Consider the following 14297-nt stretch of genomic DNA (forward strand, 5'->3'; position numbering starts at 1 on the left):
ACGGCTACGGACCGGGACAACGCGCGTGGCGTCACCCGCTTGTCGTACCGGAGTCGGACAGCAACATCTGGTCCAGCATCCGGGGCTGCCAGTTGTAGTACGACTGGACCTTGTAGTTCTCCTCACCGGTCGACGACACCCCTGCGTAGTAGACGAACCTGCTGTCGGCGGCGTTGTTGGGCAGCCCCCGGAGAAACTGCTCGATCTTCGGTTCCAACGGGACCGGGAGGGATGCCGAATCCGACGTCATCACGGCGAAGCAGAATCGCTCGACCGCCGAGGACTCCCAGCCCAGGCTGGCGTAGATGCCGAAGGAATGCCGGGCGAGCCGGAGCATCCGCTCGCCCGGATCGGGCAGACCGAGTTCACGGGTCATCGACAGGACGCCCTCGGGGGTGAGGCATGCGTCGGGCAGCGCACCGAAGTACACGTTCACCGTCCGGTGCCGGTAGTCGATGCCGAAGGTGTTCACCCTGTCGTCGAGGCCGCGCCGGGCGAAGAACTCCATGTTGTCGGCCAGACTGCGGGGCATCGAGGGACATGCGGCGAGCGTGGCCAGCGACTGCATGCCGTCCGGCGGGAAGAAGACGTATATCTTCTTGAACCCGCCGGCCACGCCGAAGTCGATTCCGTAACCGGCGATCGGACAGTTCCCGCGGATCTCGGCGAGCAGGGCACCGACCGGGTGGTCCGCCCTCCCGGTGAGCCCGTTCGACAGCGCCACCGCGTACGGGTCGACCTCCCTCCCGACGGTGAAGCGCCAGTCGAGATCACCCTGGTACCGCGTCCCGGTCGCCACCCGGAGCGCGATGACGGCACTCGGCAGCGAATCCGCGTACGCGTCCAGGATGGGCTGGACCCGCTCATGCGAGCAGGGCACCTCCAGCAACCGGGCCGACTCCTCGATGGCCGAGTACAGGTCTGCTGACTCGGGGTGCTCGGACATTCATCCTCCAGGTGTCCGGGCCGGCGCGCGGAGCACGGGCCGACCCGTCGGCAGCGGCAGAAGCATGGGTTGGCCCGGCTAGCGGGCGAGGATCACCGTGGTCGGCGACGGAGTGGGGTGGAAGGTGACGTCCTCGAAACCGGCCTTGGCGAGCCATGCCAGGTAGTCGGCCCGCCGCCAGGTCCCGCCCCGCCTGCTCTTGAGCAGCATCTCCGCTGCGAAGATCAGCGAGAAGGAGGGGCCGCTCCGGTCGTCGTCGACCACGTAGTCACAGATGACCAGGGTGCCGCCGGGCCGCAGCGCGCCGCGCACCTTCGCGAGCAGGGCCGTGTTGTCCTCCGGGCCCTCCTGGTGGGCCACGTGGGAGTAGACCACGACGTCGTAGGCGGCGGCCGCCAACTCGGTGCTGTGGAAGTCCCCGTCGATGCAGGTGAACCGGTCCGCGACCCCCTGCTCGGCGACCAGCCGGCGGGCGATCGCGTTGATCGGCGCCCAGTCGAGCTGGGTGGCCCGGGCCGCCGGGTTCAGCCCGAGCCACGCGGCCGAGAAGATCCCCGAGCCGCCGCCGAGATCCAGGATCGAGATCTCGCCGGCGTCCGCCAGTCCCAGCAGTTCGGCGACGATCGCCGTGACCGGGACGGACTGCGGGGCGATGGCCGTCACCACCTTCTTCCAGTGGGGGTTGTCGGCGACCTCCACGGTCGCGGCCCTGATCGGTCCGCCGGCACGGACCACCTCCGGCAGGTCCGCCAGCGCAGCCATGTGGGTCATCTTGAGCTTGGCGAACTCGCTCAGGCTGGTGGGTTTCCCCTCGACCAGGAAGGTGCTCGCCTCGGCGGTGTTGCGGTAGCGACCGTCGTGCAGCTCGACCAGGCCGATGCCGACGAGCCCGTCCAGGAGGGTCTGCGCTCCGCGCTCGGAGATGCCGGACCGGTCGGCCAACCCGCCGGCGGTGTCCGCGCCGGCCTCCAGGTGGGTGAAGAGCGAGTGGCTCGCCGCCGCGCCGAGGATGCCGGTGGCCCAGTAGCCGTTGACGAGGTGCATGATGCGGTCCGGGGTGGGCTGGTCGCTGGTCATGCTGCTCCTGCTCGGGTGTGGGGGTGCAGTGCGCACCCGGTGCCGGCGACGGGGGTCGGTGGGGCGCTCCGGTCCCGGCTGGTCATGCGGTCTTCGTCGCGAAGAGGATGAACCGTCTCGGGATGGCGTCCGGTGGGATGTCGGCGGGGTCCTTGCCGACCACCCGGGTCAGCTCGAAGCCGCACTCGGCAAGCCAGTCGCGGTACGTCGACACCTTCTGCAACCCGCCCTGAGCGGTGGCGCAGCCGAGCAGGAACGTCGGGAAGAAGTCGACCTGGGAGTCGTCGCGATCGGTGACGTCCTCGGGATAGACCGGCGCCAGGATCACGAGCTGACCACCGACCTCCAGGGCCCCGTTGGCGCTCCTGAGGATCCTGAGCACGTCACCCCTGTCGTACATGTCGAGGTAGTGCTTGATCAGCACCACGTCGAAACCGGTCGGGACATCCGTGAAGATGTCGCCGCCGACGAACGAGCAGTGTTCCTCGACGCCGTGTTCCCGGAAGTTGCGCAGCGACTCCTCCTCCTTGCCGGGCGCGTCGAAGTTCGTGACGTGCAGGCCCGGTGACGCCTTCGACCGGTAGGTCATGATCGATCCGAGACCGTTTCCGCCGAGCAGGTCGAGCACCCGCGCGCCGGCCGGAATGTCGAGGTTCTCGAAGAACCAGCCGTAGACGTGGCCGGTCTCCAGCTGCGCCAACCGGCCCCACGACTCGAGGATGTCCTGGTGTTCGGCCGCGGCGTCGAAGAGCGTGCCGTCGAAGCCGTACAACTCCTTGAGCCCCACGAGCGTTCCGGTCTGCACGCTCTCGGTGAGATAGAACATCTGCCGGAGCATGGCCACTTTGATCATCTTCATGAAGGCGAGCGCGCGGTCGAGGTCGGCCTCCGCGACGCCACCGAGGGCGTCCAGCGAGTAGGCGCGTGAACCCTCGTCGTACGCGACGAAGCCCTCCTTGACCATCAACTGCAGGAGCTGCTCCACCGCGTCCGGCTTCACCCCCACCGCGTCACCGAGCTTCACCGCCGTCAGACCCGGGTTCTCCCGCAACCGATCGATCAGCCCGAGCTCGAAACAGGACAGCAGGTTCATGAATCGCGTCGGCCCCACCATGTACTCACGGAACCGGGCGAGCGTGGCTTCTGGCGTCATGTACTGATCCCTCCGAATTGTTTGCTGCCGCGGCACGACAGGTGACCCCGGCACCCACCACGGAACGTCCCGGGACCGGCTGATGGTCAGTTAGGGTTCGGCCCCTGATCGGATCTGCCGTCGAGCATCGACCACCGGGCTTGGCCGGGACTGTTCGACCGGTTGGCATCGACTTGGGGGAGGTCGGTCAGGGCCAGGCGGTCGTTCACGAGCCGGGTCAGCGCAAGCGCCTCGTCCGACAGGGCGACCCGGCGACCCCGGTCGTCGTCGCGCATGCGGGCCACGCCCAGGCAGGACAGCAGCAGGGCATGGGACACCGGGTCGGTCACCTGTGCCAGTGCGCGCTCCAGGGCGTCGACGAGCCGACGGCCGGCCTCACCGTCGCCGGACTGACGCCAGAGCGGCTCGCCGACCGCCGCCGCCGCCACGGCTACCAGCCGGGAGGTGGCCGGTTTGCCACGGGACTCCCCCACGACCAGTGACTCCTCGATGGCCTGGATGAACACGGGCAACCCGTCGCGCGGGTTCCCGGCGCGGTACAGGCTGGTGCCCAGCCCGAGCAGCAGCGGATACCTGTCGAAATCCTCCCGCTGAGCCAACTCCGCGGCGGTCAGGGCCTGCCGCCAGAGTGTGGCGGCCTCCCCGAACGCCAGTCGGGTGTCGGCCGCCCGTGCCGCGGCGGCCGCGTACGTACAGGCGCGGGCGGCGGCTGCGGGATCGAGTTCGGCGGCCAGCAGCCAGTGCCGGGCGATCTCGGCGGCTCGTTCCGGAACACCCGCCCAGGCCCGGACCGCCGCCATCCCGATCCGTCGGTGCAGCCTGACCCGGCGCAGTCGCCCGATCGACTCGTAGAGCGCCTCGGCGGCCAGGGCGTGGGTGAAGCGGAACCATCCCAGTCGCTGCTCGTCCTCGACGATCAGGCCCACCGCGCCGGCGGCGTCCATGATCTCCAACGCCGACTCGATCCCGATGCCGGCCGCCTCGGCGACGATCTCGATGGCGAAGTGTCGGCCGGCGACGGCGGCCACCGACACCACGTCGAGGGCGGACTGCGGGAGACAGCCCATCCGACGAAGCACCACCTCACGTACCGGCACGGGCACCGGCACCGTGTGCGGATGCGCGAGATGCTCGTCGGTGGTCAACAGCTTGATGAGTTCCCGCAGGAAGAACGGGTTGCCCTCGGTGCGTTCCCAGAGCCCCTCGGCGGTCGGCCTACCGACCTCCCGGTGCAGCAGGTCGCTCGCCAGGCACCTGGTCTCCCGGACGTCCAGACCCGCGAGCTCTATCCGGGTCAGCTCCGAGCGGGCGAGTGCGGCAAGCGTCTCGGCCAGGGACGCCGCCTCCCCCGACCGGTAGGACACCGCCAGCAGGAGGCGGTTCTCCGGCACCGACTCGGCCAGGTGGGCCAACAACTTCAGGGAACTCGCATCGGCCCGGTGCAGGTGGTCGAAGACGATCACCAGGGGTGCGGCCTGGGATGCGTCGGTCAGGTAGTGCAGGATCGCCTCGAACCGGCGCAGCGTGGCCGTGGCCACCTCGGTGCCGTCCGCCATCTGCTGGTGGTCGCCGTTGAGGAGTTCGGCCACCGGCGCGGGCACGGGATGGTGCGGGAAGCAGGTGCCGGCCGCCCGCAGGATCTGCTCCCACAACCACAGGGGCGGTGCGACGACGTGTTCCGGGCAGCTGCCCCAGAGCACCGGCGCACCCGCCAGCATGGCGAACCGGCGCAGCAGGCTGGTCTTGCCGATGCCGGGCTCACCGGAGACGGTCACCACCCGGCCCCGACCGGTCGCCCCGGTCAACGCGTCGAGCAGTTGCCGCAGGGCGTCCTCCCGGCCGACGAATACCTCGCCGTCCACCAGCGGCGACGGTGCTGCCGGTGGGAGCGGGCCGGTCGTCCGGGCCCGCCCCGTCGCGGCGGGCCGGTCGGGACCGGTCGGCACCGCGACAGGCGGGGCGGGACGCCACTCCAGCGCCGGCACCTGGTTGAGAATCTCGCGTTCCAGGTGCTGGAGTGACGGTCGTGGGTCGATGCCCAGTTCCTCGGACAGCCGCCGCTGGGTCGCCCGCAGCACACCCAGCGCGTCGGCCTGCCGGCCCGCCCGGTACAACGCCAGGCTTAACAGCTCGCAGCCGTACTCGCGCAACGGATAGGCGTGGACGAACGCGTCGAGTTCGGCGACGGCCACCTCGTGCGCGCCGACCGCCAGGAGCGCCGCACAGCGCGCCTCGACAACCGACAGCCGCAACTCCTCCAGTCGCGCCACCTCCGGCACGATGCAGGGGGCGTACGCCACCTCCGCGTAGGCCTGCCCACGCCAGAGCGACAGGGCGGTCTCGAACTCGCGTAGCGCCTGCTGCGCGTCGCCCCGGTCCCACGCCTGCCAGCCGGCCGTGGCATGTCCGCTGAACCGGTGGACGTCGACGTCCACGACCCGCCTGTCCAGCAGGTAGCCGGGCGGGCAGGTGCGCAACACCGTGGCCGGGGTCCGTGGTGCCCGGTCCGGCTCCAGCACCCGGCGCAGATTGGCCACGTACGCCTGCAACGAGGCCATCGCCGACGGCGGTGGGTGCTCCGCCCACAGCGCTTCCAGAATCACCTCGACCGCCACCGGCTGACCGGCCCGGCTCACCAGCAACGCCAACAGCGCGCGCTGCTTCGGTGCGCCCAGATCGACCAGTCGGCCCGCGACCACCGCCTCCAGCGGCCCCAGCGCGCGGAACTCCGCCAGGACCCGGCAGGCGACCCGCGCCTCATCCCTTCGGGAGGGGTCCGACGCGGTACGGAATGAGGACCCCGCAGCAATATTGATCATGCGTCGGCACTTCCGGTGTGAACAGCGGAAGAAGCGCAACGACACGGGTCCGGTGTGACGATACCAAATGGTTTGTGGTCCCGCTTGCCCGTTACCCGGGCATGGACCGCAGACCGCATGACGGTGCCCCTTCCCCCGCGGCTACCTAGGCTGCGCTCATGTTGCCGGGCAAAACGCTACCGCCGACCGGAGGTGGTGGCAATAAGGACCATAACCTTCGCTAATCGATGCAGGTCATTGATGGTATCGAGTCGGGACGCCCTCGCTTCGGGCACCCGTTGACATCACCGAAAAGGCGTCACGATGTTAGGCCGGGGTGGATGGTGTCGGGTTTCCGCCGCCTGGATGATCACGGTGCCACTTCGGCGTACCCTTATGCGCGATCACGGCTGCCGGCCGGGGTGCGTCCATGCTGCCCGGCGCATTTCCGGCGGACGCGTTCCGGGTCCGCCCCGGGCCAGCCGGACGGCGGCCACAGTCGATCCACAACGGCCCGCCCAGCTCAGCATTCCGCGCCGTCGCAGCGTGCGCCGCCGGGGCCGGACCAGCGAACCACACCGACCCACGGGCCCGCGCGGACACACCGGCCAGTGGCCACCGACCGGCCGTACGCACGCCGGGGCCGACCGGTGTCCCCCGTCGACGCGTGACGTCACCGGCGGCTACAGCGGGCCAGGCTGCGCGGCGCCATTTTCGGGCATCCCTCTTGCCGTCGGCTTGGTGTCGACTTGGAATCGACTTGACGCGGCCTGCCGACCGGACCACCCGACGCGGTGATCGGATAATCGACGACACGGGCGCTGGTGATCGATTGTTATTGCAAGCGAATTTTCGGCAAGTGGCCCCCGGGGACGCCCTCCGGACAGGCTCTCCCACCTGTCGACCTCACCAATACGCGACACCCGGCGCATATGGTCGAACTCACGGAGACTGCTGCCGGCCGGCGACGGAGTCCGGTTTCCCCTAAGGGTACGACGGGAGCGCGCCGACGAAACCGCCTCGAAAACGGTTTCCGACGAACCGCAGCCCCGGTCGACATCAAGGCGGTACCGCAGGCACGAAAGTGTCGCGTCGGATACCTGGCCCCGGGCAGAAAAGCGGGGCGGTCCCGCCGAGACCGGCTGGAGACCGTGCACGACCACCGCGACCGAGCACCTCACCTCCTCGCCACCCGGCAGCCTGGCGGCACCGCGCCCGGACACCGAGGTCGCCCGGCCCGTCCAGATCGGCCCGGATCACGCCGGACCGGCCGGCGGCGAGGACGGGACGTCGAGACGACCGGGTGTGTAGCGCCGGTGGATCGCCTGACCGGCGCGCTGGTCCAAGACCGCACCAAGCCGGCACCAAGCCGCCGGACAGTCCGGGTCAAGCCCCGTACTCGATGCTGTGCGAGGCAGCGCACCCGGAAGCGGGAGCAGGACGCCGCCGGGACCGATGTCGACCGGCGCAGATGGGCACAGCCGTAGCAGAGCAGGGCCGGCGCGTCACCGAACCAGCACCGTCCACGCACCGGCGACTCCTCCCGATCGAGGTCGCGGCGTCCCGGACCGATCGACCCGGCCGGGCCGGTGCACCCCGCGCCGCAGGGGCGTGGACCCCTCACACGCACCGGTACGCAACAACGGCCCGAACGGCCGTCAGAGATCCCGAGGAGGCGGTTCAGATGAAGGGCTCCGCGATCCACCGCTCGATCCGGAAGGACGGCCTGCACCTCGGTCTCGTACCGCAGATGGCCGCGGCCCGGAACAGGTCCACCCTGCTCACCCTCGACCACGACCTGGACGTCCTCCCGCAGGCGGGCCGGCGGCTGACGGTGGCCGAGATCGCCGGCCACGTGGACGACCTGGCGGCCCGGCTGTGGGCGGCCGGGGTACGACCGGGAGAACGGATCGCGATCTACAAGAGCGCCAACTTCGACGTCTGGGTGCTGGCGAGCGCCGCGTCGCGCGTCGGCGCGGTGCCCGTGCTGCTCTCGCCCGCCCTGGACGCCGCCACCGTCGGCGCGCTCCTCGGCCGGCTGGAGCAGCCGAACCTGCTCACCGATGACCGTAAGCTCGACGACCTGGCCGACGTGCCACTCGCCGAACTCACCAGGCGGGTGGTCACCGTGACGGGGCGCCGCCCCGGTACGGCGTCGCTCGCCGACCTCGCCGGCTCCCCGCGGATCACACCGGTGTGCCGGAAGTTCGACGAGCCAGCGATGATCACCCACACCTCGGGTACCACCGGACTGCCCAAGCTCGTCGTGCACACGCCGCAGACGATGGGCGCCCGGCTCACGCCGCAGTGGCGGCTGCTGTCGCTGATGCGCCGACGGGAGACGGTCGCGATCCACATCTCCTTCGTGCACTCACGGATGTTCGCAGCGATGGCACTGGCGTTGTTCTTCGAGATGCCCGTACTGCTCATGCGGGAGTCCGATCCGGACCGCGTCGCCGACCTGTTCCTCGCCAACCGGCCGGGATTCATCGAGGTGCTCCCCAACTCGCTGATGGAGTGGGAGCGACTCACCGAGGACCGGCGCAAGCCGTTCGCGTCGATCAAGTACTTCAGCACGACGTTCGACGCGATCCACCCCCGGACGATGAGCCGGCTGCTCAGGTCCTCCGAGCGGCGGGGAGCGCTGTTCTTCCAGATCTACGGCCAGAGCGAGGTCGGCCCGGCCGTCGGCCGACCGTACTTCCGCCACTCCGCCCACCGGGCGAACGGCCGCTGTGTCGGCTGGGCGATGCCGGGATGCGCGCGGATCCGGGTGGTCAGCCGCAACGGCAGGCGACCCTCGGAGACGAATCCCGGCTTCATCGAGGTCGCCTGGCCCGGCCTGGCCAAGACCTACTTCGCCGAGCAGGAGCGGTACGACACCAACCGGGACGACGAGTGGTGGCGCACCGGGGACGTCGGCTACCGGACCAGGTTCGGCTGCCTGCACATGTTCGATCGGGAGGTCGACATGATCCCCGGGTTGCGCAGCGCGCTGGAGGTCGAGGACGTCATGCTCGGGGAACTGGAGGAACTGACCGAGTTGGTCGTGGTGCCCGGCCCGAACTCCGAGCCGATCCCGGTCATCTGCACCCGGGACGACCAGCCGCTCGACCTCGACCGATGGCGTACCGCCGCCGCCAGGTTCCCCCAACTGGCCGCCCCGATCCAGATCCCCCAGGCCGACCTGCCCCGTACCGGCACCCTGAAGGTCCAGCGGATCGCGTTGTCACACCGGCTCCAGGGTGAGCTGGAGAAGCGGAGCTGACGGGCACCGCCACGTCGACGGTCGCGGGCCCGACCCACGGTGCCGGCCGCCCCCGTCGGGTCGGCTGACCCCCACGACGTCCCATCGATTGACCGGGAGAAGAAGTTGACCGCGCATGCTGAGTTCGACACGGCACGGGCCAGGCTGATCGACCACCCCCTCTATGCGCAGATCTCCACCGAGGAGCGGCTGCGGATCTTCATGAAGCACCACGTCTTCGCCGTATGGGACTTCTTCACCCTGCTCAAGCGCCTACAGACCGAGGTGACCTCGGTGACCCTGCCCTGGCGACCCCGGGGGCACGCCGAGCACGGCCGGTTCATCCTGGAGATCGTCCTGGCCGAGGAGACCGACGAGGACATCGGCGGGGGTTACGTCAGCCACTTCGAGCTGTACCGACGGGCCATGGACGAGATCGGTGCCGACACCGCGCCGATCGACGGGTTCCTCGCCGCCCTCGACCGCGGTGTCAGCCCGACTGCGGCGCTCAAGGACGAGCAGATCCCGCCCAGTGTCCGCGACTTCGTCGGCCACACCCTCACCGTGGCGCTGGACGGCGCACCGCACGAGGTGGCGTCGTCGTTCTGCCACGGCCGGGAGAACCTGCTGCCCGACGTCTTCTCGGCGGTCCGCGCCAACGTCGACGACGTACTCGCCAACGCGCCGGTGTTCCGTCACTACCTCGACCGCCACATCGCCCTCGACCACGACGAACACGGGCCGCTCGCCCTGCGGCTGCTCGCCGCGCTCTGCGACGGCGACCCGCAGCGTGAGGCCGAGGCCACCGCCGTCAGCATCGCGGCGGTCAGGGCACGCATCGGCCTCTGGGACGGGGTGCTCGCGGAGTTCGACGCAGTTCGTTGACCGATCACGTCCCGCCGGACCGCCGGTCAGGGACCGGGCCTGGGTGCCCGGACGCCCCGACCAGGCCAGCGGCCGGTGACCCCCGAATGCCGAGAGAGAGTGGTTTCCCGAGATGCCTACGTTGTGCAAGCCGTCGGTGGGTGTACCGGAACACGTCGTCACGATGGAAGAGACCCTGGAGTTCGCCAGGACGGTCCACGCCGGCAACCCGCAGCTTCCGCTCGCGCTCCGACTGATCGGGAACACCGGGGTACGCAAGCGGCACATCGTGCAGCCGATCGAGCAGGCGCTGCGCCACCCGGGTTTCGAGGAGCGCAACCGGATCTACGAGATCGAGTCCAAGAAGCGCTGTCCGGGCGTCATCGAGCAGGCCCTGGCACACGCCGGGGTGACCGCGCGGGACATCGACGCGATCATCTACGTGTCGTGCACCGGCTTCATGATGCCGTCGCTGACCGCCTGGCTGATCAACACGATGGGCTTCCGACCGGACACCCGGCAGCTCCCGATCGCGCAGTTGGGCTGCGCGGCCGGTGGGACGGCGATCAACAGGGCGCACGACTTCTGCACCGCGTACCCCGGGGGCAACGTGCTGATCGTCTCCTGCGAGCTCTGTTCGCTCTGCTACCAACCCACCGACGACGGGGTCGGTTCGCTGCTGTCCGACGGGCTGTTCGGCGACGCGGTGGCGGCCGCCGTGGTGCGGGGCCACGGTGGCACCGGCATCACGCTGGAACGCAACGCCTCGTACCTGATCCCGGACACCGAGGACTGGATCTCCTACGCCGTCCGGTCCACCGGATTCCACTTCCAGCTGGATCGCCGGGTGCCCGGCACGATGGAACCCCTCGCCCCGGTGCTGCGCCGCTTCACCGACGGCCACGGCTGGGACGTCGGCAAGCTCGACTTCTACCTCATCCACGCCGGCGGTCCGCGCATCCTGGACGACCTCGCCAAGTTCCTCGACGTCGACCGGGAGATGTTCCGGCACAGCTGGGCGACCCTGACCGAGTACGGCAACATCGCCAGCGCGGTCGTCCTCGACGCCGCCCGCAGGCTCTTCGACGAGGATCCGCCGTCCCCGGGGGACCACGGGATCATCGCGGCCTTCGGCCCCGGCATCACCGCCGAGATGGCGGTGGGCAGCTGGAGCACCGACACCCGCGCGGCCCTGGACCTGGCGCCCCCCGCCGCCGCGGTTGCGCACCGCGACCCGGAACTGGTCTAGGGAGAGGGGAACATCGCATGAGTGGCCTCATCGTCCCACCCGGCGAGGGACGCAAGCTGATCACCAAGGCACAGGAGGTCACCTTCAAGGTGACCGAGGCACACGGCTCGGCCACGTCGATCTTCGAGGTGGTGGTGCCACCCGGCTTCGACGTCGGGGCGCACACCCATCACCACGCGCAGGAGTTCTTCTACGTCCTCGACGGCCGACTCGACCTGCTGGCGTTCGAACCCACCACCCGCACCCCGCACGGGTGGCAGGACTGGGCGTCCGCCGACGGGGACCGGGTGGTGACGGCGGGTCCGGGTAGCTGCATGTTCGTCCCGGCCGGCTGCCCGCACGCGTTCCGCAACTCCACCGACGAGCCGGCGCGGATGCTGTTCCAGAGCCATCCGTCGCCCGACCACGAGAACTACTTCGAGGAGATCGTGGAGATCTTCTCCGCAGGGAAATCGGTGGACCCCGACGCCGTGCAGCGACTGCGCGACAGGTACGACGTCGACCAGATCACCCCCCTGCGCTACGGCCTCCCGGCCCTGACCGGCACCAACGGCAATCCGGCGTAGTGGGGAGATGAGAGTGGACGCGATTCCTCTGGTCCGACCGAGTCTGGGCGAGCGGGAACTGGCCGCGGTCGCGCAGGTGTTCGCCTCGGGTTGGCCGGCCGGCCAGGGACCGAGTGGCAAGGCCCTGGAAGCCGACCTCACCCGCCGGTACGGCGTGGCCGACGCGGTCGCGGTCAGCAACTGCGGTGCCGCCCTGCACCTGGCACTGCTCGCCCTCGGCGTCACCGAGGGCGACGAGGTGATCGTCGCCGACTACACCTTCCCCGCGCCCGCCCACGCCGCCCGCTACGTCGGCGCCACCCCGGTCTTCGCCGACGTACGCCCCGACACCGGCACCGTGGACCCGCAGGCCGTCGCCGCTCTGATCGGCCCCCGTACCGTCGGTGTCATCGCCGTGGACACCCTCGGCCTGCCGGCGGACTACGACGAGCTGAACGACCTCACCCGGCGTCACGGGCTGTTCCTCGTCGAGGATGCCGCCTGCGCCATCGGCGCGACCTACCGCGGTCGACCCGCCGGTGCCCTGGCCCCCGTGGCGTGCCTGTCCTTCCACGGACGCAAGGGCATCACCAGTGGCGAGGGTGGCGCCCTGCTCACCACCGATCCCGCCCTCGCCGTCGACGCGCGCCTGCGCTCCTCGTTCGGCATCGGCAGCATCTTCGACCAGGCCCAGGTCGTCGGCCTCCCCATTCCCGAGTTCACCGAGATCGGCTACAACTACAAACTCTCCGACATCGCGGCGGCGATCCTCCAGGTGCAGCTCACCCGCATCGAGGAACTCCTCGAACGCCGCCGTGCCGTCGCCGCGCACTACGCCCACCTGCTCGCCGACGAGGACCTCGTCACCCTGCCGCACGTACCCGACGACCGCAGCCATGCCTGGCAGTCCTACCTGGTCACCCTGCATCCGGACGTCGACCGCGCCACCGTCGCCACCGCCCTGCGCACGCACGGCATCGGCTGTGGTCACGGCACCTGGGCCAGCCACCGGCAACCCGTCTACGCCAGCAGCCAGCACTGCCCCGTCTCCGCCGACCTCGCCCGGCGCAACCTGGCCATCCCGATGCACGCCGAACTCACCCCCGACCAGGTGGAACGGGTCGTCGCGACCCTGCGCACCGCGCTGCACACCCGGACCCGGGCGGGAGCGGCGTGAACACCCGTCCACCCGTCGTGGAGCACCGGGCCGCCGGTCCGGCAGTCGGGACGACCGTGGGTACCGAGGCGATCGACGCCGTGCTGCGGCGGTTCTTCGTCGACCGCCGGGCGGAGGCCGACGCGATCGGGCCGGGCTTCGCCACCGCCGTCGCCGAGCTGGAGGGTCACGTGTTGCGCGGCGGCAAACGCGTACGGCCGACCTTCGCCTGGCTAGGGTGGATCGGTGCCGGCGGCGACGAGGCCGGCCCCACCGCGGAGGCGGTACGTCACACCTGTGCCGCGCTCGAACTGCTCCACGCGTCGGCGCTGATCCACGACGACATCATCGACGCCTCACCGACCCGCCGCGGTCACCCCGCCGCGCACGTGGCCTTCGCCGAACACCACCGCCACCACGGCTGGCCGGGTGACGCGGAGTCGTTCGGCACCGGCAGCGCCATCCTCACCGGGGACCTGGCCCAGGGCTGGGCCGACGACATGATCCGCGACGCCGGCCTCCCGGCCGACGCGTACGAACGGGTCGGCCCCGTCTGGTCGGCCATGCGCACCGAGGTCCTGGCCGGCCAACTGCTCGACCTGTGGGCCGAGGCCGGCCACGACGAGGAGGTCGACTCGGCGTTACGGATCGACAGGTACAAGACGGCTGCCTACACGGTTGAGCGACCGCTGCACATCGGCGCGGCTGTCGCGGGCGCGGGTGCCGGTCTCGTCGCCGCGTACCGGGCGTTCGGCGTCGACATCGGCATCGCCTTCCAGTTGCGTGACGACCTGCTGGGGGTCTTCGGCGACCCGGAGTTGACCGGTAAGCCGTCCGGCGACGATCTGCGCGAGGGCAAACGGACGGTGCTCCTCGCCACGGCCCTGCGCTTCGCCGACGACCGCGATCCGGCCGCTGCGGCCTACCTCCGGGCCAGGATCGGCACCAGTCTCACGGCCGACGAACTGCGCAGCATACGGGGCATCTTCACCGACATCGGCGCGGTCGACCACGTCGAGCGGGACATCACCCGCCGCACCGGGCGGGCCCTCGCCGTGCTGGAGGCCAGCGACGCCACGTCCCACGGTCGTCGTGGGCTCGCCGCGATGGCGGTCAGCGCGACGCAACGACGCTGGTGAGCGGGTTCGACACCGCTCGACGCCGCCGCCCGGCGACCCGGCGGGGCGGCACGTCGCGCACCGCCACCGCCACATAGACGCACGGTGTTACGTTGAAGCCGTCCACTGACGACGGTTGGGGGT

General features: G+C 70.4%; 10 protein-coding genes. 6 read left to right on the plus strand and 4 right to left on the minus strand.

Translation table 11 applies throughout. The features are described 5' to 3' along the window. Positions 1 to 31 precede the first annotated feature (31 nt). The 4 genes from JQX11_RS13680 to JQX11_RS13695 form a co-directional block, all read right to left on the minus strand. Complete coding sequence (locus JQX11_RS13680; RefSeq protein WP_204925359.1) at positions 32 to 946, minus strand: aromatic prenyltransferase; 915 nt, start codon at positions 944 to 946, stop codon at positions 32 to 34. A 78-nt stretch (positions 947 to 1024) separates the two neighbouring features. Next, on the minus strand, positions 1025 to 2023 hold the full coding sequence (locus JQX11_RS13685) for a methyltransferase (protein ID WP_204925360.1): 999 nt from the start codon (positions 2021 to 2023) through the stop codon (positions 1025 to 1027). Between the two features lie 82 nt (positions 2024 to 2105). Next, positions 2106 to 3176 carry a methyltransferase gene (locus tag JQX11_RS13690; RefSeq protein WP_204925361.1) on the minus strand — a complete coding sequence of 357 codons (1071 nt, stop codon included), beginning with the start codon at positions 3174 to 3176 and terminating at the stop codon, positions 2106 to 2108. Positions 3177 to 3262: 86 nt separating this feature from the next. Next, on the minus strand, positions 3263 to 5995 hold the full coding sequence (locus tag JQX11_RS13695) for an ATP-binding protein (RefSeq protein WP_204925362.1): 2733 nt from the start codon (positions 5993 to 5995) through the stop codon (positions 3263 to 3265). Positions 5996 to 7658: 1663 nt separating this feature from the next. Here JQX11_RS13695 and JQX11_RS13700 point away from each other — a divergent pair. From JQX11_RS13700 to JQX11_RS13725, 6 genes are all read left to right on the plus strand, one after another. After that, positions 7659 to 9242 (plus strand): AMP-binding protein, encoded by a 1584-nt coding sequence (locus JQX11_RS13700; RefSeq protein ID WP_204925363.1) that lies wholly within the window; start codon positions 7659 to 7661, stop codon positions 9240 to 9242. A 105-nt stretch (positions 9243 to 9347) separates the two neighbouring features. Beyond that, positions 9348 to 10106 (plus strand): DUF3050 domain-containing protein, encoded by a 759-nt coding sequence (locus JQX11_RS13705; protein WP_204925364.1) that lies wholly within the window; start codon positions 9348 to 9350, stop codon positions 10104 to 10106. Between the two features lie 112 nt (positions 10107 to 10218). Continuing rightward, positions 10219 to 11334, plus strand: coding sequence for a type III polyketide synthase (locus JQX11_RS13710; protein ID WP_204925365.1), 1116 nt, complete (start codon positions 10219 to 10221; stop codon positions 11332 to 11334). 17 nt (positions 11335 to 11351) lie between these two features. Further along, positions 11352 to 11900, plus strand: a complete 549-nt coding sequence (locus JQX11_RS13715; RefSeq protein WP_204925366.1) for a cupin domain-containing protein — start codon at positions 11352 to 11354, stop codon at positions 11898 to 11900. Between the two features lie 13 nt (positions 11901 to 11913). Further along, positions 11914 to 13056, plus strand: a complete 1143-nt coding sequence (locus JQX11_RS13720; RefSeq protein WP_307826176.1) for a DegT/DnrJ/EryC1/StrS family aminotransferase — start codon at positions 11914 to 11916, stop codon at positions 13054 to 13056. Next, positions 13053 to 14174 (plus strand): polyprenyl synthetase family protein, encoded by a 1122-nt coding sequence (locus JQX11_RS13725; protein WP_204925368.1) that lies wholly within the window; start codon positions 13053 to 13055, stop codon positions 14172 to 14174. Before JQX11_RS13720 ends, JQX11_RS13725 begins: the two co-directional genes overlap by 4 nt. Positions 14175 to 14297: the final 123 nt, after the last annotated feature.

Origin of the sequence: Micromonospora humida (assembly GCF_016901255.1) — a bacterium.
Lineage (GTDB): Bacteria > Actinomycetota > Actinomycetes > Mycobacteriales > Micromonosporaceae > Micromonospora > Micromonospora wenchangensis.